Genomic DNA, 24,360 nt, shown 5'->3' with positions numbered 1-24,360 from the left:
ACTCACTCAGCAAGCCGGTTGATCCTTGTCCAGAAAGGGTTTCTCAACCGAGAAATCAGATGCCAAAACCCCGCGCCGGATCCCCTGCCGGTCGTTGCAGCCAATTGCTGGCCGGATAGTCGCATGCCCCATCTACGACATGGATCGTATAGGCATGACGTGACCGGGGAGAGCGGTTGGGGCCGGACAGATGGGGCAAGAGCCCGTGCAGCAGGATCAGCGTGCCCTGTTTGGCTTCAAGCGGCACATAACCATTCTCCGGCGTGCAATCAGGCCAGGGGCTGGCATCGAGCACATCCATCCGCACCCCGCCTTGCCCATCGCGGGAGAAGCGTTTCTTCAGCCCGTCCCGGTGTCCGCCGGGCAGTGCCCACATACAACCATTATCCAGCGTGGCGTCCTGCACCGCGAACCACAGGCCCACCACACTCATCGGGTCAGTATAGAGGAAGGTGCTGTCCTGATGGCACACAACCTCTCCGCCGATATGGGGCTGTTTGAAGATATACATAGACTGCATCAGCAGCGGCTGGGCCATGCCGATATCCGCGGTGATCGATGCCAGCCGCGGATCGCGGGAAAATTGGCTGAAGACCGGGTCGCGGTCATGCATGGCGTGGCCGATCTTATTGATCGACAAGGCCTTTTCCTGGTGCAGCCTGCCGGTTTCATCAAACGCCTCTTCTTCAAAGAAGAAGCGGATATGATCGCCGGACGACAGGAAATAATCGTCGCTGGTCTTCTGTTGGTTGGTGGTGGAGAAGACGGAGGCATGGGCGTCCGCATCAAACCCCTCCACCAGCCGCCCCGCCTGTTCCATCAACCCTTCGCAATCAGGGGCGCTGGCAAAATTTTCCAGCAGCAGAAAGCCGTCACGATGATAGGCGGCTTTCTGTTCAGGGCTGAGATATCCAGGCATGGGCAGAACCAGAGAAGAAATGAGAAAGGAGGGAAGAGATATTGATTTTACATCTGCCCCAAGGCGCGGGCACGCAGGAAATGGTCCGCCAGCACGATGGCCATCATCGCCTCGCCCACCGGTACAGCGCGAATCCCCACGCAGGGATCATGCCGGCCCTTGGTGAGGATATCCGTTTCGTTACCGAAAATATCCACGCTCTGCCGGGGGGTAAGGATTGAGCTGGTCGGTTTGACAGCGAAACGAACCACAATATCCTGACCGGTGGAGATGCCACCCAGAATGCCACCTGCATGGTTGGACAGGAACCGGGGCTTGCCATCGGGGCCGATACGCATCTGATCGGCGTTCTCCTCGCCGGTCAGGCAAGCCGCATCAAAACCGGCGCCAATTTCCACACCCTTCACAGCGTTGATGGTCATCATCGCCTGGGCGAGGTCGCTATCCAGCTTGTCATAAATCGGCTCGCCCCAGCCGGCGGGAACGCCGGAGGCCACCACTTCGATTACAGCGCCAACGGAGGAGCCATCCTTGCGGATGCCGTCCAGATAATCGGTCCAAAGACCGGCCATCACGGGGTCAGGACAGAAGAACGGGTTTTCATCCACCTGCGCCCAATCCCAGCGGGACCGGTCCACCTTGTGCGGCCCCATCTGCACCATGGCGGCGCGGATATTGATGCCATCGCCGGGGGCGGTTTCCAGCACCCGGCGTGCGACAGCGCCAGCGGCCACGCGGCTTGCCGTTTCACGGGCCGATGAACGGCCACCGCCGCGATAGTCGCGGATGCCATATTTGGCCATATAGGTGAAGTCGGCATGGCCGGGGCGGAACTTGTCCTTGATGTCCCCGTAATCCTTAGACCGCTGGTCCTCATTCTCAATGAACAACATCAGGGGCGTGCCGGTCGTCACACCCTCGAAGATGCCGGACTTGATCTGTACCCGGTCCGGCTCCCGCCGCTGGGTGACATATTTGTTCTGGCCCGGCTTGCGCTTATCCAGAAAGGTCTGGATATACGCCTCGTCCAATGGCAGGCGCGACGGCACCCCGTCCACGATACAGCCAATGGCCGGGCCATGGCTTTCGCCGAAGGTGGTGAACCGGAACAGGGTGCCGAAGCTGTTGCCCGCCATATTGGATCAGCCCTCGCCCATGCCGGACAGCAGCTTGCCGGTTTCCACGGCCGCATCCACCTGGACCATGCCGACCGTATGGTAGCCGCTATCGACATGCAGATTTTCGCCGGTTACGCCGCTGCCCAGATCGGACAGCAGGAACATGGCGGCGTTGCCGACCTCATTGATGGTCACATTGCGGCGCAAGGGGGCGTTCAGCTCGTTCCATTTCAGGATATAGCGGAAATCACCAATGCCGCTGGCGGCGAGGGTCTTGATCGGGCCGGCGGAGATGGCATTGACGCGGATGCCCTGGGGGCCCAGATCGTTCGCCAGATATTTGACACTGGCTTCCAGGGCCGCCTTGGCAACGCCCATCACATTATAATGCGGCATCACCTTTTCGGCGCCGTAATAAGACAGGGTCAGCAGGCTGCCACCTTCCTTCATCAGCGGCACGGCGCGCTGGGCGACGGCGGTGAAGGAGTAGCAGGAAATATCCAGCGAGCGGCTGAAGTTGCCCCGGCTGGTGTTCAGATACATCCCGTCCAGTTCGTTCTTGTCGGAAAAGGCGATGGCGTGAACCAGAAAATCCAGCCCGCCCCAACGCTTGGAGATTTCCTCGAACGTGGCATCGATGCTGGCATCGTCTGTCACATCGCAGGGCAGCAGGATGTCGGACCCGACCTGATCGGCCAGGGGCTTCACCCGCTTCAGCAGCGCATCGCCCTGATAGGTGAAAGCCAGTTGCGCGCCCTGTGCCGCGACCTGTTGCGCGATGCCCCAGGCGATGGAACGGTCATTGGCGACGCCCATGATCAGGCCGCGCTTGCCGGCCATCAGGCCATTACCGGTGGCGTTGGGGATGGTGGCGGTATTCGTCATTCTCTGTCTCTCCAGCATGGCCGTTTCGCGCCATCTTATGAATGATGGGCGACAGCCACGAAATCGGCGCGCATCCTACACGAACACGCAGGAGGGTCAAACGCATGCGCATAATGCCGGCCTCGCCGGAAAAGGGACGCGAGGATCGTCCCTTGCACCGTCTTATTCAATTACTGCCCCGTCCTCTGCTCGATCTGCTGGCAATCATCTCCCATGCCATCCGGCGTTTCAGTCTTGATGGCGGTTTCATCCTGTCGGGATCGTTGACCTATACAACGCTTCTGGCCCTGATTCCGCTTCTGACGGTGACGTTTGCCATTTTCACGGCCTTTCCTGCCTATGGCCGCATGCGGCAACAGGCGGAAACCCTGCTTTTCCAGACACTAGTACCCCAGGTCGGTGATCAGGTTCAGTCCTATGCGGCTGGTTTCGTTGCCAATGCCGGCGCGCTAACGGGATTTGGCGCAATCGGTTTGATGGCAACATCGATTCTGCTTTTCTTCTCCATCGAAGGCGCTTTCAACAAAATCTGGCGCTCTACCCAGCCACGCCCTTTGGTGACGCGCCTGCTCTCTTTTTGGGCAGTACTGACGCTCACCCCTCTTTTGATGGGGGCCAGCCTGTCGGTTGGCGCCAACATCATCGCACAGGTGCGCCAGACGGGTGCGCCGGGGTTGGCAGCGTTGCTGACATTGGTGACATTGCTGATCGAGATCATCGCTTATGCGTTGATGTATCTGGCAATTCCCAATCGGGATGTGCGGTTGCGTGATGCTGTGGCCGGCGGTGCTGCGGCGGCTCTGCTGACGGAATTGTCAAAAGCGGGGTTCGTTTACTACGTCACCCTTTTCCCAACCTATGAGTCCATTTATGGCGCCCTGTCCGTGGGGCCGATTTTCCTTCTCTGGCTGTACACGGTTTGGTCAGTGGTCCTGTTCGGGGCGGAATTGACGGCAACCCTGCCGGAATGGCGGGCTGGTCAATTAACCGAAGGCGGCGCCGAGGGGCTGGCGTCCGGTCATCGGATCATGATCGCGCTGATCATCCTGTCCGAACTTCATAGTGCTGCGCGCTACGGAAAAGGCATGCGCAAGGAAAGCCTTGCAGCACGCATTCCGGTGGGAAGCATCATTATTGATGATCTTCTGGAAGCGCTGCGAAACGCTCGATGGGTGGAGCGTAGCCAGCGCGGGGCATGGATCGCCAGCCGGGATCTGCACTGTGCCACTCTTGATGATTTGCGTCGCGACCTGGGGCTCGCGATTCGAGGGGACCTGTCGCTGGGCAACAGGCTGCCCCGGCCATGGCAACCCCTTGTCGCAAAACTGTTTGACCAGATTGACGGAAACGACCGGCGGACCCTGGCGGTGCCGCTGGCAACGATTTTTGCAGCGCAAGAGAAAGATATGCGACAGGAAAGCCAATGTAACCAGCCTGTTACGGGACATTAACAGACCTGCGCACATTTTTTACCCTTGCTGCGCAAAAAACGGACAATTTCGGGCCCAACCGGGTTAGACCAGTGCAAAGATGCAACAACCTGAGCAATGTTGCGTCACAGATGCGAAACGCCTATTGCAACCGCGAGATTTTAGGCCGTTATTTCCGGGCAGCAGCTATGCGACCTGCGACCTTAAGAAAAGGGGCAGGTGTCCCGCGCCGCGGAAGCCGGTTTACCCGGGTACTGCGGTATCGAGGATCAGGGGTAACCCCATAGGCGCTCGAACAGGGTGTCTTTAGAAGGGAAAGAGATAGATGAAGCAGTCCGTATATAAGTCCCGTTCGGTCCGGGGCTTCCTGCTGGCCGGTGTTGCCGTCAGCGCTGTGGTTTCCGCTGCCGTCCCGGCGATGGCGCAGGAACTTCAGATCGAAGAAATCGTGGTGACCGGCTCGCGTATCGCCCGTCAGGACTTCACGGCGACCAGCCCCATCACCACCGTCAACGCTGAAGCCTTCCAGGCCATCGGCGCTGTCACCCCCGAGGCGCTTCTGAACCAGCTGCCGCAGGTGGTTGCGGACATCACCTCCACCTCCAACAATCCGCCGGGCGCCGGTCAGGCTGCCATCAACCTGCGCGGTCTGGGCACCAACCGTAACCTCGTTCTGGTTGACGGTCGCCGGCCGACCCCGTCGGGCTCTGACGGTGTGGTTGACGTCAACACCATTCCCAGCGCCCTGATTGAGCGCGTCGAAGTCGTCTCCGGCGGTGCGTCCGCCGTGTATGGCGCTGACGCCGTGGCCGGTGTTGTCAACTTCATCCTGAAGAAGGACTTTGAAGGCGCCGAGTTCGATGGCCAGTACGGCGTCTCCTCTCGTGGTGATGCACAGGAATATAGCGGCAACTTCACCGTTGGCGGCAACTTTGCTGACGACCGTGGTAACGTCGTGATGTCCATCGGCTACACCAACCGTGATCAGGTTGGTAAGGGCAAGCGTACCTTCTCCGGTCAGGCGACCAGCACGACGTCCTATTTCCCGATGGGGACCATGGCTGTTAACGCGCGTAATCTGCCTTCTGAGGCTGCGGTTAATGCGCTATTTGCACGATACGGAATCGCTCCTGGCGCCGTTAACACTGCGGGAACGTTCGGGTTTAACCAAGATGGGACTTTGTTTGCTGTTGGGCAATCCGGTTCTCGGTATGATGTTCAAAACTATCGTGGTCCTATCGACAGTACTGTCGCATCTGCATTCTATCCTGACTTCTATAGCTTCAATTTTGAGCCGCAGAACAACCTGATCCTCCCGCTTGAGCGTGTCAACATGACCTCCATGGGTCATTATAAGTTGACTGAAGATATCGAGGTATACGCTCAGGCAACCTATACCAACTACAATGCCCAGTCGGCTCTGGCTTCTAGCCCCGCGCCGACGGGTAACAACATCACCAATCCGGCTGCTGGTGCCTATTTCACCGTTCCGGTGAGCAATCCGTTTATTCCGACGGACCTACGGACGCTTTTGGCCTCTCGTGTCGATGATAATCCCGGATTGCCTGGGTCTGGTGCTAACGAAGATTTCCTGATGCGGACTCGCTTCACAGGTCTCGGCCCCCGCGTCGAGACTTATGAGACGAATGTCTATCAGATCACCGGTGGTTTCCGTGGCCAGTTCAGCAATGGCTGGAATTGGGACATCTACGGCTCGCATGGCCGCGTGGACATTACGGACCGTCAGGACGGCAACGTCTCCGTGTCGGCTGTTGAGCGTCTGCTGGATGCTCCCGATGGCGGCGCTTCCCTGTGCGATGGCGGTCTGAACCTGTTTGGTGGCAACAGCTTCTCCCAGGACTGCGCGAACTACATCGCCGTTACGGCGAAGAACACCACCACCATCGAGCATGATGTCGCCGAAGCCACCCTGTCGGGTGATTTCGATGATTTCTTCACGCTGCCCGCTGGTTCCGTCGGCTTCGCTGTCGGTGCCTTGTACTGGAAGCAGAAGTACGAATTCATCGCTGATCAGGTTCTGGCCACGGGTGATGTCGCTGGTTTCAATGCCCAGGAAAACTTGGCCGGTAGCGTCGATAACAAGGACATCTACGGCGAAATCCTGATCCCGATCCTGAAGGATCTGCCGGGCATCCAGGCCTTCAACATCACCGGTGGTTACCGTTACTCCGACCACTCGGCCGCTGACACGTTCAGCAGCTACAAGGTGGAAGGTGAATGGTCGATCGTTGACGCCCTGCGGATGCGCGGTGGTTATCAGCGCGCTGTTCGCGCCCCGAACATCAACGAATTGTTCTCGCCGCAGAATGAGGACAACCCGCCGGGTAATGATCCCTGTGATGTCACCAGCGCGGCTCGTACCGGTGCCAATGCGGCACAGGTGCGTCAGCTTTGCCTCGATACCGGCATTGCCCCAGGGGTTATCGATACGTTTACCCAGACCAATGATCAGTTCTCGGCCCTGACCGGCGGTAACCCGAACCTGTCGGAAGAAACGGCTGATACTTTCACCGTCGGTGCGGTTATCACATCGCCGTTCGATATCGAGGAACTGGATCGTTTGCGTCTGTCGGTCGATTATTATAACATCAAGATCAAGGATGCGATCGGCCAGATTGATGCGCCGACCACGGTCAGCCGTTGCTATGATGCAGCGTTCAACCCGACCTTCTCGGCCGCCAATGAATATTGCTCGGTCTTTAACCGCGATTTGACCGGCAGCCCAGACAATATCCAGCAGGTTCTGCGCAACCTGTCGACCTACAAGGTGTCGGGTATTGATACCCAGGTTGATTACGGCTTTGATCTGCCGAACGATTTCGGTGATCTGAGCTTCAATCTGGTGGTTTCCTGGCTGGATAAGTTTGACGAACAGATCGCTGCTGGCGATGCTATCGAACACTACGCTGGCAGCATCGGTGATGAAATCGGCGACGCCCGGCCGGAATGGAAGGGCACGCTGACCACCACCTATAGCTATGAAGGCAGCTCGATCTCGCTGCGCACCCGGTACATCGATAAGATGGTCCACAAGAACACTCGCAATGGCACTGATGCCGCCGAGCCGGGCGTGAAGTCCACCTGGTACTTCGATCTGAGTGGTCGCTGGCAGGTTACGGATAGCCTTGCTATCCGTGGCGGCGTCAACAACCTCCTGGATCAGATGCCCCGTCTGTATCCGAGCAACGTGCAGGCCGGTACCGATCCGTCGGTCTATGACGTTATCGGTCGCCGCTTCTTCATGGGCGTGAACGTCCGGTTCTAATCCCGGCGTACTGGGAGCGATCTCTTGTTGTTAACAAGACAAGAGATCGTCTCCATGCAAAACTATAAATGAGAACGGCCTCCCTTTTCAGGGAGGCCGTTTTTTATTCAAAATATTCTATCAAAGTCAGAACTTTGGCCGCTGGTTAGCTGATCGGCGCGATATCGAAGGCGATTGTGGTGCGGTTTTCCTTGTCATGGAACGGCACAGTCCCGTGCCAGACGAAGGAAGGGAAGAGCACCATCCGTCCGGGTTTAGGTTGAACCGCTTTGACAAAAGGCAGGTCAATTTCAGGGCCGATATTGGCTTTGCCAAAAGTCAGCCACCCTTCCTTGCTTTCATCGTCGGCGACGACAGGCGGAACGTCGATGTAATAGACGCCACTGATCCAGCCGTCGGTATGGATATGGTGGGTATGATATCCGCCATCAGCCAAACGTGACGACCATGACCCGGCAATCCGTAAATTTTTGCAAGTAAGGGCCCGTCCGTGGAAGGGATGCTCAGGATGCGCCGGTAACGTATTGATAAATCTGGAGATGGCGGCCAGAATCGTTTCGCGCAAAGCCCCGATAGGACCATCGCGATGGACTTCAAGCAGGTTTCCTGTGGTTTGGGACCCATGCTTCAAGGTGAGATGAAGCGGTGCCCTCTCTGTATTGTGCAGTGGTTTGACGATGGCGCGTAACGCATCCAGAAAAGCATCGACATTTTCCCAGGACGGGGGTGCCGGAAGGTCGATGATGGCGATGCTGTTATCGTAATCGTAAAGCCAGTCAGCCGCAGGGTCGCCAAGCATACGTTGGGCTGTTCCCAGATAGGCCAAACCGAACTGTGCCTGGGCATCCCGTTCCAAGATGGCGGCGGCCGTTCTTGCGGCGCCGGCGGGGTCGTTATTTCTGAACTGCGCCGTCGCAAGATCTTGAAGGTAAGGGATGGTGTCCGGGCTGGCCGCAACAAGTCGTTCCAGTACAGTCAAGGCTTCCGCCGGGCGGTTGAGACGAAGCAGCAGACGCGCTTTCAGGTGCGTGTGCTGGGCAGAAACAGCGCCCAGTGCCATCGCGTGCTCAAGGTCCTTAAGCGCATCTTCTGCCAGCCCGAACAACAGCTTGCCATTGGCCAGCAAGCTCAAGGCCCTGGGATCGTCCGGATACGCTTGCGCCACCGTTTCATAGGAGGCCCCTGCCTCGACTGTCCGGCCCATCCGCCAAAGCTGGCGGGCCAGATTTTCATGGGCTTCCCCATAAAATGGGTCAAGAGCAAGGGCATGCCTGTAGGCTGCCAGCGCCTCTTCCTGCTGGTCGAGGTCAATCAGCACATTGCCAAGATTGAGCCACACCTCTTTGAAGCTGTTATTGATGGCAAGTGCTTGCCGGTAGGCAGGTTCCGCTTCCCCATAACGGTCCTGCCGACGGAGGGCCAAGCCGAGATTGTTCCAGGATCGGGCATCATCCGGTCGCAACGCGATGGCTTTACGCGCCGCCAGTTCAGCGTCCTGCAAGGCACCTTGCTGGAGCAGCAGGCTGGCCCGCAATGATATGGCTGGCGCATAATCCGGCTTGTGATGGAGGGCCTTGTCCAGGCTATCCAGGGCTTTGCCCGTTTCCGCCAACGCATCCAGTGCTTTGGCACGGTTGAAATGAAGTTGCGGGTCGCGGGGTGAAAGGACCAGTGCTTTGTCGTAACAGTCCAGAGCTTGAACCGCGTCGCCTATGCCGAGAACCAGATTGCCGAGATTGCTCCAGACATTTGGCTGTCGTGGCTGGATGGCGAGAGAGCGCTGCATCAGTTCGCGCGCCTGATCATTCTGGCCCAGGGATTTGGCCAGAAGCCCCCAGAGTTGGAGCGCGTCCGGCTGGCGCGGGTTCAGGGCCAGCACCTGTCGATACGCCTTTTCCGCTTCCGCTGCCCGCCCAGCCTGCTGCGCGGCCAAACCGGTTTGCAGCAGCGCCTGTATTTTCTGGATCTGGTTCTGGCTGGCAAACATGGCGGATATCCGAGGTAATGGGAGGGGCAGTGTAATCGCGGGGCAGGGATGGTCAAAGAGGCCACCTCTCTTCTGTCTGCGAAACCGATAGCAGGTTGACTGGCTTTCTCTGCCATCTGTGCGCTTTGGCACTTATCGGTGTGCTTCGACCGTCTAGATAATGTTTATCCTTTCCATCAATCGGCAAAAGCGCTCCATGACCTTGATCAATCGTCGTTCCGCCCTGGGCGGTATCGGTGCTGCCCTGTTGGCGCCTTTGGCTTTGAAGCGCGCAGAGGCTGCAACAGCCTTTCCTCTTTCAGATCATTATGATGGCAGCCGCTTCTTCAACCCGCATATCGTCGGGCAGGAGAAAGGGTTTGGTGAGGTTGTGCGCTGGATGCTCAACCGTGATCGCAAACCCTGGCCGAAACAGGTGGAGAATAAGCCCTGGCCCAAACCGCCCGAGGCAACCGCCGATCAGATCGCGGTCACCTTTATCGGCCATGCCTGTTTCCTGGTCCAGATCGGCGGGCGATGCTTCATCACCGATCCTGTCTTTTCCGACCGGGCCAGTCCGTTTTCCTTCGCCGGTCCGAAACGGGTTCGGGCGCCTGGGCTTGCCTTTGATGATCTGCCGCGCCTGGATGGCATCCTGGTCAGCCATAATCATTATGATCACCTGGATAAGGCCAGCCTGCGGGAACTGGACCGGCGCTTTCAGGCACCGGTCGTCACCAGCCTGGGCAACCGATCCCTGATCCGCGGCGTCGGCCCGCAGTCTGTGACGGAACTGGATTGGTGGCAGAGCCATGTCGTGGCCGGGGTGGAAATCACCTATGTGCCGGCCCAGCATTTCGCCGCCCGCACCCCGTTTGATCGTAACCAGACCCTTTGGGGCGGCTTCGTGCTTCAGGCACAGGGGCGCACGGTCTATTTTGCCGCCGATACCGGCTATTGCCCCCATTTCAAGGAGATCGGCGCGCGGTTTCCCGGCATTGACCTGTCGCTGCTGCCCATCGGGGCTTATGAACCGCGCTGGTTCATGCAGCTAATGCACATGAATCCGGATGATGCCGTGAAGGCTCACCTGGATCTCGGAACGGCCCGCAGCATCGGCATGCATTTCGGCACCTTCGCCGATCTGACGGATGAGGCGATTGGTGATCCCATCGCCGATCTGGCAACAGCGCGGGATCGCCATGGCCTGACAGTGAGCCAGTTTGACACCTTGGATATAGGACAGAGCCTGTTGATTTGATCGACAGGCGGAGAAAAGACGAAGCATTTCCAGTGCGTCACTGTCTGGAAAGTCACGTATCCGTCTTGTGATGACAAGCATTTAGGGGATTTCACATTTTTGTGCCGGATTTCTCTGTTCCGCAGGGAAACTTTCGGCACGGGCCCGGCGTTTTGTTGGTGAACCAGAATGGGCGGCCTCTGCGTCCGTTCGAAGACGGGGATGCCCTCAATGCCGGATGCCTATGCCATGATCAGTGAAGAGGAAAGTGCCTCTGGCCTTGGCGCCGCATTCCGGGCGGTGCGGGACCGCACCCTGGCCCTGACGGCGGGATTGGGGCCGGAGGATATGGTTGTCCAATCCATGCCGGATACCAGTCCTACCAAGTGGCATCTGGCGCATACGAGCTGGTTCTTCGAACATTTCATCCTGATCCCCCTGGGGGGCGGGAAGATGTGGCGACCCGGCTGGGATTATCTTTTCAATTCCTACTACGAGGCTTTGGGCCCCCGTCATCCGCGACCGGCGCGGGGCCTGTTGACCCGGCCACCCCTGGCGGAGGTGCTGGCGTGGCGTGCCCATATCGATTCCGCAATGGAAGATCTGCTGACCCGCGACAACTCGCCTGAACTGACGGCGTTGACGCTGCTGGGTCTGTCACATGAGCAACAGCATCAGGAACTGTTGCTGACCGATATCAAGCATCTGCTGGCGCAAAACCCGTTGCGTCCACTGGCCGCAACAGCGCCGCGCGGCACCATTCCTTCCCTGGGCTGGATCGACCATCCGGGTGGGTTGATGGAGGTTGGCTGCCGTAGCGGTGGCTTTGCCTTTGATAATGAGGGGCCGCGCCACCATGTCTGGCTTGCCCCGTTCCAGATTGCCGATCGCCCGGTCTGCAACGGCGAATGGCTGCGCTTCATGGCTGATGGCGGCTACAGCACGCCGTCGCTCTGGCTTTCCGATGGTTGGGCGCGCGCCCAGGCGGAAGGATGGGAAGCGCCCCTCTATTGGTATCAGGGGGAAGATGACCGCTGGTGGACCTTTACCCTGGAAGGATGCCGGCCCGTCGATCCGGCAGAGCCGGTTTGCCATGTCAGCCAGTTTGAGGCCGATGCCTTTGCCCGCTGGGCCGGCACGCGTTTGCCGACGGAGGCGGAATGGGAAACGGCGATGCAGCATCGCTTCAATCCCGGCCCTGCCTTTGGCAGCGCGATCCGCCGTCACCCTTTCTCCATGAATGGAGCGGATGCTGGCGGGCAGGTGTGGGAATGGACGGCCAGCGCCTATCTGCCCTATCCCGCCTATCGCCCGGCTGAAGGCGCGATTGGGGAATATAACGGCAAATTCATGAGCGGGCAGATGGTGTTGCGGGGGGCATCCATTGCCACGCCACCGGGCCATTCCCGTCCCAGCTATCGCAATTTCTTCCCCCCGCATGCCCGCTGGCAATTCAGTGGCCTGCGTGTCGCACGTGATGCGTAACCCCAACCGGAGACGCCCCATGGCCCTTCTCGACCTGACCCGTTTCGGCCGCGCGGCCCCTCGGTTCCTGGATATGGCGCCGGCCCAAGCCGATTTTGCCCGTGCTGTTATTGATGGCCTGTCCCGACCGGAAAAGCAGCTTCCGTGTGCTTTCTTCTATGACAGCATCGGCTCTGCCCTGTTCGACAAGATATGCGACACGCCGGAATATTATCCGACCCGCACCGAAATCTCGATCCTGAGGGATGACGGTGAAGCGATTGCCCAGCGGCTGGGGCGCGCGGTGCAACTGGTGGAACTGGGCAGCGGCTCTTCCCTGAAGGTGCGGCTGCTGCTGAACCAGTTGGAAGCGCCAATGGGCTATGTCGGCCTGGATATTTCGCGCGACCATCTGCGGATGGCATGCGAACGTCTGGCCGCCGATTACCCCACCCTGGAAGTCACGGCCATCTGCGCTGATTATCATGATGAGGTGCCCATCCCGCCGCCGCGTGATGGGATGCCCCGGCGCCGTGTCGGCTTCTTTCCCGGTTCCACCCTGGGAAACCTGACACCACCGCATGCGGAAGCTTTCCTGGCCCGCTGGCGCCATGTATTGCGGTTTGGCGGCACGGAAGGGGGCGGCATGCTGATCGGGATTGATCTGCGGAAGGACCCGGCCATCCTGGAAGCCGCCTATGATGATGCGGCGGGCATTACCGCTACGTTTAATCTGAACCTGTTGGCGCGTATCAACCGGGAACTGGACGGCAATTTCAATCTCGCCGCTTTCCGTCATCTGGCGCTATGGGACGCGGATCGGGGGTGCATGTCCATGTATCTGGTATCCCGCCTCAATCAGATCGTCCGCGTCGCGGACCAACGTTTCGCCTTTCTGGAAGGGGAGGCGATCCATACCGAGGATTCGTTCAAATATACGATTGAGGGGTTCCAGGCCATGGCGCGGCGGGCCGGTTATACGCCCGCTGCCGTCTGGACCGACCCGGACGGGCTTTTCAGCCTGCATTGGCTTGAAGCCTGATCAGCATAGTTTCTGCCCATGTTTGTTCGGGTTGCGTTCTCGTCGCAGGGGCTATGAATTCATCGCCACCATGGTTCTGCCGCTTTCCCGTATAGACTTCCCCGAAACGTTGCGGGGAGGCGGCGATCATGCAGGTTCTGGATCAAGCGGAAAAGGACTGGTCGCAGCGATTGGCCGGTATTTTCCTGCGGGAGCAGCGCCGCGGAATTGAGATTGCCACCTGGGCGCGGTTGGTCGCGCTGACGTCATTGCTGGCATGGCTTGTCCTTCTTGACCGCAGCGGGGAGAACCCGACAGGCTATGCCGTCATAGCGGCCTCGGGCTTTGCCGGGCTTGCCTGTTGGGCGGTCAGCCGGCAATCATGGTTTCATCCCTGGATGCTGGCCGTTTTTGTTGCGCTGGACCATGTCATCATCGGCGTCGCCAGTATTGAGCCGATCACCATTGGCGGCGAAACACTGCCCCTGGCGGTGAATGCGCGCAGCATCTGGTTTGCTGCTTATTTCCTGTTCATTGCCGGTTCCGTTCTTACCCAGCGTCCCGTTCTGGTGGTCTGGAGCGGTGTGGCGGCGGCCTTGAGCTGGTCAGGTGTTATTCTCATCATCCTGCAGCAGCCCGAGACTTTCACGATGCCTTTGTCCTGGTTGTGGCATCCCATGGCACCGGAAGAATGGCTGCGCGTGGCTTTGCATCCGCGCTATGTCGATATTACGGCTTGGTTGACCCAGGTTCTGCTGCTGCTGTTGGTGGCGCTGACCCTGGCGGCTGCCGTGAAGCGCTGGCAGGGGGTGGTAGCTTCACAAGCGGCGACAGAGGCAGAACGGGCCAATCTGGCGCGTTACTTCTCCCCAGCGATGGTGGAAAGGCTGGCATCGAAGGACAATCCCCTGTCCCGGCCCAATACCAGGGTCGTGTCGGTGCTGTTCGCCGACCTGACCGGCTTCACCCGGCTGTGTGAGAATGCCCCGCCGGAACAGATTATCGAGCTTCTGCGTGATTTCCGTATCCGTATGGAAAAGGCGGTGTTCGACCATGGCGGCATCGTCGACAAATATATCGGTGATTGCGTGATGGCGACATTTGGCCTGCTGGCCCCCAGCGGCCGTGATCCCGCCGCCGCGCTTGCCTGTGCCTGCGACATGCAGCAGGCGATCCGGGATTGGAATGATGATCGTGCCAACCAGGGGCTGGCCCCGGTAGGACTGGGCATCGGTGTGCATTATGGGGCGGTGGTGGCCGGGGATATTGGTGGCGGTGGTCGGCTGGAATTCACCGTCATTGGCGATACGGTCAATGTCGCCAGCCGCCTGATGCACCTGACCCGTGAATTGAGCGCCGGGATCGTCATCAGTGACGAGGTGGCGGGGGCCGCCTTGTCGACGGATGGGGAGAGTGCCTTGACCGGCTTTACCTGTGTGGAGGCCATGTCCCTGCGGGGACGCGACGGCACGGTGGCCCTTTGGTATCGACGGGATGAGATTGTCGACGTTGTCGCGGCGGAATAAGGGGGAAGCCCCGATCCGCCGCCCCAACCACGCTCACACCTTGTCTGATACAAAGCCCCACCCTGTTTCCGCCGCCACGCGGGCCACCTCGCCATAAGCCCGCGCCTTGGCATCCGCGGCATTGCCAGCCAGTGCGCGGGCATAGACGCCCTGGCAGATGCTGGCGACACGGAAAAAGGCAAAGGCCATGAAAAAGGGCCAGTCGGGAATGCCCGCCCGTCCGGTGCGCCGGCAGTAAGCGGCCAGATATTCCGCCTCGGTCGGGATGCCCAGGGCTGCCAGATCCAGACCGTTCAAGCCGGGAAACTGCCGGATGCCGGCGGGCAGATGATAGGCCATGCAATTATAGGCAAGATCGGAAAGCGGATGGCCCAGCGTGGCCAGTTCCCAATCCAGCACGGCCACCACGCGCGGTGCGGTCGGGTGCAGCATCAGGTTGCCCAGCCGGTAATCACCATGGGCGATGGTGGTTTCATCCCCTGCCGGCACATGGGTGGGCAACCATGCCATCAGCCTGTCCATGGCGGGGATGTCGCTCTCACCGCGCGCGGCCTGGAACTGCTTACTCCAGCGGTCCACCTGACGGGCGATATAGTTCTCCGGCTTGCCGAAATCGCCAAGACCCGCCGCCTGCCAATCCACCCCATGCAGCGTGGCAAGCGTGGCGTTCATGGCGTCATAGGTGGCGTGCCGGTCTTCAGGGGTCTGATCGGCCAGGGTCACATCGCTGACCACCCGGCCCGCAATGTAATCCATGACATAGAACGGCGTGCCGATGATGGTGGCATCCTCACACAGCAACCGTGCATGGGGGACGGGCACACCGCTGCCGGTCAGCGCCCGCATGATGCGGAATTCCCGCTCAATCATATGGGCGCTGGGCAACAGTTTGCCGGGCGGCTTCTTGCGCAAGACCAGCGCGCGTCCTGCCGCATCGGTCAGCAGGAAGGTGGGGTTGGATTGCCCGCCCTGGAATTGCTGAACCGTCAGGGGCAGGCTGATATCGTCCAGATGCTGGGCCAGATAGGCGCCCAGGCCCGCCTCATCGAAACGATGCTGCGGTAGAACCGCGACCAGGGGTGTGCCGCCACGCTTCTCTTCGCTCATCCTCTCCCCCGTCACAGCACGGTTGGGTCAGCGATGGTGGCGCCGCCATCGGCCACGATCAACTGGCCGGTGACGAAGGCGCCGGCGGGTGCGGCCAGCATCAGGGCCACGCCTGCAATCTCCGCCGGTTGACCGAAGCGGCCCAAGGGCGCGCGGCGCATCACCGCCTTGGCGATATCGGGATTGTCGGTCAGGGCCTTGGCAAAATCGGTTTCCACGATACCGGGGGCAATCGCGTTCACCCGCACATTGGCCCGGCCATATTCCACGGCCAGATTGCGCACCAGGGCGGTTTCAGCCGCCTTGGAGACGCCATAGGCACCGATGACGGGGTTGCCACGCAGCCCGGCGATGGAAGACAGCACGATCACGCTGCCCTGTTTGCGTTCCGCCATGCCGGGCATCACCATGTTGCACAGCCACCAGGTGCTGCGCAGGTTGGACCCCATGATCTTGTCCCAGGCATCGTCGCTGACGCTGGCCAGCGGACCATAGACCGGGTTGATGGCGGCATTGGCCACCAGGATATCCACCCGGCCCCATTGGCCCAGCGTGGTATCCACCAGGGACTGAAGCTCTTCCTTCCGGCCGATATTGCAAGGCACGGCGATGGCCTCTCCCCCTGCGGCGACGATGGCATCGCGCACGGCGAGGCAGGCATCCAGCTTGCGGGAGGAAATAACAACCTTGGCCCCGGCGCGGGCAAATTCCTCAGCAATGGAGCGCCCGATCCCGCGCGACGAACCGGTGATGATGGCGACCTTACCCGTCAGGTCGAACAGCGGATGCATGGCCTGCATAATGGCTTCCTTCAATTCTGGTCGCAGGATCAGCGGGCCGTTGTGCCGCCATCGACGGTAAATTCGCTGCCCGTGACGAAGCCGCTTTCGTCCGACAGCAGGAACAGGATCATGTTGGCCGCATCTTCCGGCGTGCCGATCCGTTCCAGCGCCGCCGTCCGCTCCAGCCGGCGGCGCATCTTCTCCCCATCCGGCGACAGGTCGATCATCGCCTGCACCATGGGCGTGGCCAGGAAGCTGGGATGGATAGAATTGCAGCGGATATTATAGCGGTTCTGCGCACACCAGAGCGCCACCGACTTGGTCAGCATCCGCACCGCCCCCTTTGAGGAGCAATAGGCCGGAAGGTCGGGCGCGCCGCGCAGGCCGGCAACGGAGGAGACATTGACGATGGAGCCGCCGCCGGTCTTCTTCATCGACCGGACAGCATGCTTGCAGCCCAGAAACACCGATTCGGTGTTGACGGCATGGACCAGACGCCAGCCTTCCAGCGTCTCTTCCTCGATATTGCGCAGCGACCCGCAGCCGGCATTATTCACCAGCCCATCCAGCCGACCGAACCGGTCGGTGATCTGGGCGATCACCTCCACCCATCGGTCTTCGCTGGTCACGTCCTGGCCTAAGAACAAGGTGCTACCGCCCAGTTCTGCCGCCGCTGCCTCCCCACCGGCCACATTGCGGTCAGTGATGATGACATGCGCCCCCTCACGCATCAGGGTGCGTGCGGTCGCCAGCCCGATGCCGGACGCGCCGCCGGTGATAAGCATGATCTTGTCCTGGACACGACCCGCCATTGTTTCCTCCCATAGCCCGGTCTTGGACGACCGATTTTCTCAAACGCTTGTTTGAGTGTAGGCACGGAACGACAATCGCGGCAATGGCGACGTGTATCAGGGCGTGGTGTTTGTGAAGGGGATGGGGCCTCAAACCCGGTGGTACGGGTGCCCCGCGATGATCTGCTGGGCGCGGTAAAGCTGTTCGGCCAGCATGCCGCGCACCATCATGTGCGGCCAGGTCATCGGGCTGAAGGCCAGGACCAAGGCGGCGCGCTGGCGGATGCTGGCATCCAGCCCGTCTGCCCCGCCAATGACAAAGGCCAGATCGCCCACCGCATTGTCGCGCCATTGGCCGACGCGGGCGGCGAAATCCTCCGACCCCATCATGCGACCGCGTTCATCCAGGGCCACCAGCGTGGCGCCGGCGGGCAGGGCGGCCAGCAGCAGTTCTGCCTCCGCCCGTTTCAACTCGTCGCCTTCCAGCCGCTTCTTGGTCTCCACCTCCCGCAGGGTGAAGGGCGAGGTTATGCGGGCCTTATATTCCTCAAACAGGTCACGGGCCGGGCCGGGCTTTGCCCGCCCGACGGCGGCAAGCCACAGGCGCATGGGAGTAGTCCTTGGGAAAAGGCTGGAAAGAAGGCGAGGGGCCAGAAATGACCGGGGGCGCCCAGGCTTTCGCCCGGCGCCCCCTGGCACCATCGCCCTGGCTGGAACCGCTTATTGCGGTGACAGCATGTCGTAATTGGCGGTCAGGCTGGTCAGGGAGGCTGGCGGCTCCACCCCCCACATCTTTTCGATGCTGTAGAAGGCGCGCACTTCCGGGCGGAACAGGTGGACGATCACGTCACCGGCATCCACCAGCACCCAGTCGCACTGCGGATAGCCTTCCGCATTGCCGGCATGGATGCCCAGATCCCGCAGCTTGGAGATCATCTGTTCGGCCATGGCGCCGACCTGACGGGCAGAATTGCCCGTGGCCACCACCAGATAATCGGCCATCGTGGTCTTGCCGCGCAGATCAATGGTGATGACGTCTTCCGCCTGGTTTTCTTCCAGCGAGGCCAGAACCAGATCGCGGGTGCGTTCCGGCATGTCGGCCGCGGCCAGGGCGGCAGCGTTGGAGGTGGGGGAGGTATCTGCGCTCAGAGTCGTGCTCACCGAATAATCCGTCCTTGAGAATCCACGGCACCGTCACCACCCTGGCGCCGGATTGCCGTGGCCGAAGCGGGATGGAGCGGGGCATCGAGAAATACCCAGGCCGGCGGCTTGGCTGTTGCCAGCCCAGATGCCACCGTCATGTCCAATCGCGCTTTGGCGAAACGCCGGGCAGCCTTTCCGCCCAACGCGCCAGTAGAATAAGGCTGACGGGGAAATATCGCAACCGGCACCATACTGAATATCCGCGTCCACCCCCGCCAGCGGGGGATCTGACCCAGATTGTCCGCCCCCATCAGCCAGACGAAATGGGTGCCGGGAAAATGCCGTTTCAGCCCTGCCAGCGTATCCACCGTATAGCGGGTGCCCATGCGGGTTTCGATATCCGTGGGCAGGATGCGCGGATGGGCTGCCACCTTGTGGGCAATGGCCAGCCTGTCTTCCAGGCTTGCCATACCTTTCAAGGGCTTGAGCGGATTTTGCGGGCTGACCAGCCACCAGACCTGATCCAGCCCCAGCCGCTTCAGCGCCATCAGCGACATATGCCGGTGGCCCTCATGGGCGGGGTTGAACGACCCGCCCAGAAGGCCGATGCGCAGGCCCCGCCACAGGGTGCCAGCCAGGGGTTTCGGGCCCGTCCGGGGCACCATGCCATGCGTCATGATCGGGGCAGATGGGTCAGGGCCGCGTATGCCCATCGCCACGCACAACATACTTATAGCTGGTCAGTTGCTCCGCCCCTACCGGTCCCCGCGCATGCAGCCGCCCGGTGGAGATGCCAATCTCCGCGCCGAAGCCGAATTCCCCGCCATCGGCGAACTGGGTGGAGGCATTGTGCAGCACGATGCCGCTATCCACCCGGTTCAGGAACCGTTCCACCGCCGTCGCATCTTCGCTGATGATGCTGTCCGTATGGTGGCTGCCATGGTGGTTGATATGGTCGATGGCGGCATCCACCCCATCCACCAGCTTCACCGACAGGATGGCATCCAGATATTCGGTATCCCAGTCCGCTGCCGTTGCCGGCTTCACGGCCGGGTTCAGGGCCTGCACCCCTTCATCGCCCCGTACCTCGCAACCGGCGGCAATCAGATCGTCCAGAATCGGGGGCAGCAGGTGGGCAGCGACATCGCGATGCACCAGCAGCGTTTCCGTGGCGCCGCAGACGCCTGTGCGGCGCATTTTTGCATTCAGCACGACGCGGCGTGCTTTTTCCGGATCGGCGGCCTGATCCAGATAGACATGGCACAGCCCATCCAGGTGATAGATCACCGGCACCCGGCTTTCCGCTGCCACACGCCCGGTCAGGGACTTGCCGCCACGCGGGATCACCACGTCGATCCACCGTGTCATGGTCAGCAACTCCCCCACGGCGGCGCGGTCGGTGGTGGGGGGCATCTGGATGGCATCGGCCGGCAGGCCAGCCGCTTCCAACCCCTGTTGCAGACAGGCCAGGATGGCCCTGGCGGAATGAATGCTCTCCGACCCGCCGCGCAGGATGGCGGCATTGCCGGATTTCAGGCACAAGGCGCCGGCATCGGCGGTCACATTGGGCCGGCTTTCAAAGATGATGGCGATAACGCCCAGCGGCACGCGCACCTTGGCAAAACGCAGCCCGTTGGGCCGGGTCCATTCCTCCAGCACGGTGCCGATCGGATCGGGCCGGTCGGCAATATCCTCCAGCCCCTTGGCCATGCCTTCTACGCGCGACGGGTTCAGCAACAACCGATCCAGCAGGGCGCCGGACAGGCCCTTGGCTTCCGCCGCCTGCATATCCTGACCATTGGCCGCCAGGATGGCAGCCTGATTGTCACGGATGGCCTTGGCGGCGATGCGCAGGGCCTGGTCGCGGACAGCCGATGGCGCGGTGGCGACCTGGGCGGCGGCGGCGCGTGCGCGGCGGCCCAGATCATCCATGACCTGCGCGATATCCTGGCTGTGGAGGCTGTCCATATCCCTGCTACCTGTTCTTTAAAACGTGGTTGGGGCAACCGTAGCGCGTTGCGGGCTGCAATTCATCCCTGCCGCCCGGATGGAAGCCATGCTATGATTAGGCATCATGATCAGCCCCGTCGCCAGCAGCACCCCGCCGACCGACCCGACCCGCGCCGCCATGGCCGGCTTTGCGGAAGCGCAGGCCGTGCTTCAGGGCGCGGCGGAAGCGGTGGCCACCTCTGGCGGCGACCCTGCCGTTATTCTGGATGTGCGCCAGGCGGAAGTGACGGCCAGCGTCAGCGCTGCGGTGATGAAAGCTGACCAGCAGAATTTCAAGCGTCTGCTGGATATGTTCGCCTGAGGGCTGAGTTTAGTCCCCGGCTTTGCGCATCATCTCTTCGGACAGGATAAGCGGCATCCAGCCATCGCTTCCCAGCGCTTCCAGCGGCTGGAAACGGGCCTTGTATTCCATCTTGCGGCTGCCTTCGATCCAGTAGCCCAGATAAAGGTAGGGCAAGCCCTGCTGCTGGCAGAGGCTGATCAGTGCCAGGATCAACTGGGTGCCCAGCGATCGGCGTGGCTCCACCGTGTCATAGAAGGAATAGACGGCGGAATAGCCGTCATCCAACCGGTCCACCAGCATGGCACCGCACAGGCGGCCATGGCTGTCGCGGGCTTCCAGCACCAGGGTGCCCGCCTGTCCTTCTTCCACCATGGCGGCGAAGTCGCCGGGTGTCATCCGGTTCATATCGCTGTCATTGTGCCGGCTGTCCTGATAGGCGGCGAAAAGCTGGAATTGCTCCATCGTCGCCACCGGCGGCGCCAGCGCGAAGGTCAGATCGGTGTTGGCCCGCTCAATACGTCGCATCGACCGGTTTGGCTGAAACCGGTCAGTCGGAATCCGGACGGGCACGCAGGCATTGCAGCCCGTACAAACAGGACGATAGACGATGTCATGGCTGCGGCGGAAACCTGCCCGTGACAGTTCGGCATTCACCTCCGTCGCATGGCCCCCAACCAGCCGGGTGAAGAGCTTGCGCTCCACCCGGCCGGGCAGATAGGGGCAGGGCAACGGTCCCGACCGGAAGAATTGCTGCAAAGGGCGGTGCAGGGGCGGGATGACGCTCATGGGACCGGTATTCCGGGGTCGGCTAAGTGGGCTGCGGGACCGGCTGATCGGCCAGGAAGAAGACCTGTGCGATATCGTTGGTCAGCTTGGAGAAGCTGATCTGAAGCGCATCCAGATATTCATGCAGGCCGCCGGAGATCACGGCTTCAATCGTATTGCTGGCCAGATTGCCCAGCAACTCATCTGACCTTTCCATTGGTACAGTACCCCGGCGCAGCCGGTATTTGGAATTCAGCCGGTTCAGCAGATTATCCACCTCCCGCGTGCAGACCAGCACGGAGCGGGGGAAATTATCGTTGAACAGCAGGAAGCCTGCGACCCCGGCCGGCGTCAGTCCGCGCGGATAAACCCGGCGGAAAGCGTGATAACCGGCAGCCGAGCGCAGCAGGCTGTGCCACTGGCTGATATCCACGGGCGTCCCTATATCGCGCGGGCTGGGCAGCAGCGTGTGATACTTGATATCCAGCAGGCGCGTTGTCTGGTCTGCCCGTTCCAGGTTGCGGCCCAGGCCGTAGAAGTACCAGCCCTGGTCACGGAAGAAGGTACCTTCCGTGATACCAGTATGGGTCTGGCAGGATTCCTTGATCATGGCGCAGATGCGCTGCAGGTTTTGAGGCGCGATGTCATTCGGCCCTAACCCCTGCAGGCGGTTGTGGAACATGTTGATCTGGGTCCACATCTCCGTGCTGATCAGCGGGCGCAACTGACGCGCATTTTCCCGCGCCGACGCGATGGCAGCGGCGATGGAGGTGGGGTTCTGCTGATCCAGGATGTAGAAATTCAGCACATTCTTGGCGCTGGCCGTGGGGTACAGCTCAAAAAAGCGCTGTTCGTCAGCATTCAGCCGCAGGATCGTCACCCAGTTGGTGGCGCCATAGCTGTCACGGGCGAAGGTTTCATTCACATCCAGGATGCGGGCGAGATTCTCCGCTCGCTCCATATAGCGGGCGAGCCAGAAGATACATTCGGCGTAACGGGCGAGAAGGGCAGCCATAATCTCCTTCCTCCCTTACTGCTGGCTCTGGGACTGGAACGGATCGGCCACCAGCGATGGCGTCTCCTCCTCGTCCGCCGGGCCGCCGGTCAGCACCCATGTATCCTTGGAGCCGCCGCCCTGGCTTGAATTCACGATCAGCGTTCCTTTTTTCAGGGCCACGCGGGTCAATCCGCCCGGCAGCACCCAGGTGTTGCGGGCGGTGATGGCAAAGGGGCGCAAGTCCACATGGCGCGGCTCGATCCCGTCTTCCGTCAATGTCGGGCAGACGGACAGGGGGATGGTCGGCTGGCTGATGTAATTGGCGGGATCGGCCAGCAGCTTGGCCCGGCAATCATCCAGTTCCGCCTTGCTGGCGCGCGGACCGATGGTGATGCCATAGCCCCCAGCCTCGCCCACCGGTTTGACCACCAGCTTGTCCAGGTTATCCAGCGTATATTTCAGCGCCTCGGGTTCCCGGCAGATATGCGTCTCCACATTGGGGATGATCGCTTCCTCGCCAAGGTAATATTTGATCATGCGCGGCACATAGGCATAGACGGCCTTATCGTCCGCCACGCCGGTGCCGATGGCGTTGGCCAGGGCGACATTGCCCTTGCGATAGGCTTCAAAGATGCCGGGTACACCCAGCATGCTGTCCGGGTTGAAGGCCAGCGGGTCCAGGAAATCATCGCCGATGCGGCGATAGATCGAATCCACCCGGCGCAGGCCGCCGGTTGTCTTCATATAGACCTTGTCATTTTCAACAACCAGGTCGCGCCCTTCCACCAGCGGCACGCCCATCTCGCGTGCCAGGAAAATATGCTCGAAATAGGCGGAATTATAGGAGCCGGGAGACAGCAGGACCACCTGAGGGTCGCCGTCGCCGCCATCAGGCTGGGGCGGGGCGATCTCGCACATCGCCTCCAGCAGTTTCATGCCGTAATTATCGACGCTGCGGATCCCGATATCCCCCATCAGATCGGGAAAGGCGCGCTGCATCATATGGCGGTTTTCCACCACATAGGACACGCCGGACGGCACGCGGGCATTGTCTTCCAGCACGCGGAAGGTGCCGTCATGGTCGCGCACCAGATCCACGCCCATGATCTGGATATAGGTATTGAAGGGCAGGTCGATGCCGCGCATCTGTTCGCGGTAATTGGCATTGCCCAGGACCAGCTCGGCCGGGATGATCCCGTCCTTCAGGATTTTCTGGTCGTGATAGACATCGTGCAGGAACAGGTTCAGCGCCGCGATGCGCTGCTGCACGCCCGCATCCACATGCGCCCATTCCTTGGCGGAAATAATGCGCGGGATGACATCGAACGGCAGGATACGGTCCACGGCCTTGGCATCGCTATAGACCAGGAAGGTGATGCCCAGATTATAAAGCTCCCGCTCCGCATCGGCGGCGCGGCGGCGCAAATCGTCGAAATCAAGTTGTCGGAGCCTGTCGCGCACCCCCTGGGTGTGGGCGGCCGGCTTTGCCTTGATGCCAAACAGCTCATCATAATAGCCGTTGGCATCATAGGCCGACAGAAGGTGTTCGACACCGTTTCCAGTCCCGCTCAACAGAGCCCCCTGCGCCCTTCGTGTCATTGCGCCCGCTTCCGAGGGCGATGCCGGA

21 protein-coding genes are annotated in these 24,360 nt (G+C 60.8%); 7 read left to right on the top strand and 14 right to left on the bottom strand.

Annotated features, from left to right (window positions below; all coding sequences use genetic code 11):
• Window positions 1-55: 55 nt before the first annotated feature.
• The 3 genes from G473_RS0119895 to fabI are packed head-to-tail and all read right to left on the bottom strand — an operon-like array spanning window position 56 to window position 2,922.
• Window positions 56-919 (bottom strand): phytanoyl-CoA dioxygenase family protein, encoded by an 864-nt coding sequence (locus G473_RS0119895; RefSeq protein WP_035708429.1) that lies wholly within the window; start codon window positions 917-919, stop codon window positions 56-58.
• Window positions 920-966: 47 nt separating this feature from the next.
• Window positions 967-2,055 carry a chorismate synthase gene (gene aroC, locus G473_RS0119890; protein WP_029014542.1) on the bottom strand — a complete coding sequence of 363 codons (1,089 nt, stop codon included), beginning with the start codon at window positions 2,053-2,055 and terminating at the stop codon, window positions 967-969.
• A 6-nt stretch (window positions 2,056-2,061) separates the two neighbouring features.
• Window positions 2,062-2,922: an enoyl-ACP reductase FabI gene (gene fabI / locus G473_RS0119885; RefSeq protein WP_051330507.1), complete on the bottom strand. Its 861-nt coding sequence runs from the start codon at window positions 2,920-2,922 to the stop codon at window positions 2,062-2,064.
• 104 nt (window positions 2,923-3,026) lie between these two features.
• Here fabI and G473_RS28020 point away from each other — a divergent pair, with 104 nt between their 5' ends.
• Both G473_RS28020 and G473_RS0119875 read left to right on the top strand, forming a co-directional pair.
• Window positions 3,027-4,373 carry a YihY family inner membrane protein gene (locus G473_RS28020; protein WP_161631017.1) on the top strand — a complete coding sequence of 449 codons (1,347 nt, stop codon included), beginning with the start codon at window positions 3,027-3,029 and terminating at the stop codon, window positions 4,371-4,373.
• A gap of 304 nt (window positions 4,374-4,677) precedes the next feature.
• Window positions 4,678-7,638: a TonB-dependent receptor plug domain-containing protein gene (locus G473_RS0119875; RefSeq protein ID WP_029014540.1), complete on the top strand. Its 2,961-nt coding sequence runs from the start codon at window positions 4,678-4,680 to the stop codon at window positions 7,636-7,638.
• A gap of 145 nt (window positions 7,639-7,783) precedes the next feature.
• On the opposite strand, the gene G473_RS0119870 is transcribed toward G473_RS0119875, so the two are convergent.
• On the bottom strand, window positions 7,784-9,625 hold the full coding sequence (locus G473_RS0119870; RefSeq protein WP_029014539.1) for a tetratricopeptide repeat protein: 1,842 nt from the start codon (window positions 9,623-9,625) through the stop codon (window positions 7,784-7,786).
• Window positions 9,626-9,821: 196 nt separating this feature from the next.
• Between G473_RS0119870 and G473_RS0119865 the strand changes: the two genes are divergently transcribed.
• The 4 genes from G473_RS0119865 to G473_RS29585 all read left to right on the top strand — a co-directional run bounded on the left by G473_RS0119865 (window position 9,822) and on the right by G473_RS29585 (window position 14,855).
• A complete protein-coding gene (locus G473_RS0119865; RefSeq protein WP_084438507.1) occupies window positions 9,822-10,865 on the top strand; it encodes an MBL fold metallo-hydrolase in 1,044 nt (347 codons plus the stop codon).
• A gap of 210 nt (window positions 10,866-11,075) precedes the next feature.
• The gene (gene egtB / locus G473_RS28015; RefSeq protein WP_084438394.1) at window positions 11,076-12,329 is read left to right on the top strand and encodes an ergothioneine biosynthesis protein EgtB; all 1,254 of its coding nucleotides are present in this window, start codon (window positions 11,076-11,078) and stop codon (window positions 12,327-12,329) included.
• A 19-nt stretch (window positions 12,330-12,348) separates the two neighbouring features.
• Entirely contained in the window at window positions 12,349-13,350 is a 1,002-nt protein-coding gene (gene egtD, locus G473_RS0119855) for an L-histidine N(alpha)-methyltransferase (RefSeq protein ID WP_051330505.1), read from the top strand.
• A 128-nt stretch (window positions 13,351-13,478) separates the two neighbouring features.
• Complete coding sequence (locus G473_RS29585; RefSeq protein WP_051330504.1) at window positions 13,479-14,855, top strand: adenylate/guanylate cyclase domain-containing protein; 1,377 nt, start codon at window positions 13,479-13,481, stop codon at window positions 14,853-14,855.
• 33 nt (window positions 14,856-14,888) lie between these two features.
• On the opposite strand, the gene G473_RS0119845 is transcribed toward G473_RS29585, so the two are convergent.
• From G473_RS0119845 to G473_RS0119815, 7 genes are all read right to left on the bottom strand, one after another.
• Window positions 14,889-15,962, bottom strand: coding sequence for a phosphotransferase (locus G473_RS0119845; protein ID WP_029014536.1), 1,074 nt, complete (start codon window positions 15,960-15,962; stop codon window positions 14,889-14,891).
• A gap of 11 nt (window positions 15,963-15,973) precedes the next feature.
• Window positions 15,974-16,762 carry an SDR family NAD(P)-dependent oxidoreductase gene (locus tag G473_RS0119840; RefSeq protein WP_245580192.1) on the bottom strand — a complete coding sequence of 263 codons (789 nt, stop codon included), beginning with the start codon at window positions 16,760-16,762 and terminating at the stop codon, window positions 15,974-15,976.
• A 29-nt stretch (window positions 16,763-16,791) separates the two neighbouring features.
• Window positions 16,792-17,556 (bottom strand): glucose 1-dehydrogenase, encoded by a 765-nt coding sequence (locus G473_RS0119835; RefSeq protein WP_029014534.1) that lies wholly within the window; start codon window positions 17,554-17,556, stop codon window positions 16,792-16,794.
• Between the two features lie 129 nt (window positions 17,557-17,685).
• On the bottom strand, window positions 17,686-18,144 hold the full coding sequence (gene rlmH / locus G473_RS0119830) for a 23S rRNA (pseudouridine(1915)-N(3))-methyltransferase RlmH (RefSeq protein WP_029014533.1): 459 nt from the start codon (window positions 18,142-18,144) through the stop codon (window positions 17,686-17,688).
• Between the two features lie 111 nt (window positions 18,145-18,255).
• Window positions 18,256-18,696 (bottom strand): ribosome silencing factor, encoded by a 441-nt coding sequence (gene rsfS / locus G473_RS0119825; RefSeq protein ID WP_029014532.1) that lies wholly within the window; start codon window positions 18,694-18,696, stop codon window positions 18,256-18,258.
• The gene (locus G473_RS28005; RefSeq protein WP_051330584.1) at window positions 18,693-19,343 is read right to left on the bottom strand and encodes a nicotinate-nucleotide adenylyltransferase; all 651 of its coding nucleotides are present in this window, start codon (window positions 19,341-19,343) and stop codon (window positions 18,693-18,695) included. The genes rsfS and G473_RS28005 overlap by 4 nt, the downstream gene beginning before the upstream one ends.
• Before the next feature lie 28 nt (window positions 19,344-19,371).
• Entirely contained in the window at window positions 19,372-20,646 is a 1,275-nt protein-coding gene (locus G473_RS0119815; RefSeq protein ID WP_029014531.1) for a glutamate-5-semialdehyde dehydrogenase, read from the bottom strand.
• Between the two features lie 106 nt (window positions 20,647-20,752).
• Between G473_RS0119815 and G473_RS0119810 the strand changes: the two genes are divergently transcribed.
• Complete coding sequence (locus tag G473_RS0119810; RefSeq protein WP_029014530.1) at window positions 20,753-20,989, top strand: hypothetical protein; 237 nt, start codon at window positions 20,753-20,755, stop codon at window positions 20,987-20,989.
• 9 nt (window positions 20,990-20,998) lie between these two features.
• On the opposite strand, the gene G473_RS0119805 is transcribed toward G473_RS0119810, so the two are convergent.
• Genes G473_RS0119805 through G473_RS28000 form a run of 3 tightly spaced genes read right to left on the bottom strand, consistent with a single transcriptional unit; the run spans window position 20,999 to window position 24,305 of the window.
• Window positions 20,999-21,757 carry an arginyltransferase gene (locus tag G473_RS0119805; protein WP_029014529.1) on the bottom strand — a complete coding sequence of 253 codons (759 nt, stop codon included), beginning with the start codon at window positions 21,755-21,757 and terminating at the stop codon, window positions 20,999-21,001.
• A 22-nt stretch (window positions 21,758-21,779) separates the two neighbouring features.
• Window positions 21,780-22,751 carry an alpha-E domain-containing protein gene (locus G473_RS0119800; RefSeq protein WP_029014528.1) on the bottom strand — a complete coding sequence of 324 codons (972 nt, stop codon included), beginning with the start codon at window positions 22,749-22,751 and terminating at the stop codon, window positions 21,780-21,782.
• 15 nt (window positions 22,752-22,766) lie between these two features.
• The gene (locus G473_RS28000) at window positions 22,767-24,305 is read right to left on the bottom strand and encodes a circularly permuted type 2 ATP-grasp protein (protein WP_425411586.1); all 1,539 of its coding nucleotides are present in this window, start codon (window positions 24,303-24,305) and stop codon (window positions 22,767-22,769) included.
• Window positions 24,306-24,360 lie beyond the last annotated feature (55 nt).

Source organism: Niveispirillum irakense DSM 11586 (assembly GCF_000429645.1).
GTDB classification, from domain to species: Bacteria; Pseudomonadota; Alphaproteobacteria; order Azospirillales; family Azospirillaceae; genus Niveispirillum; species Niveispirillum irakense.
Note: the sequence above shows the minus strand (reverse complement) of the source record. Positions and strands in the feature narration are given on the sequence as shown.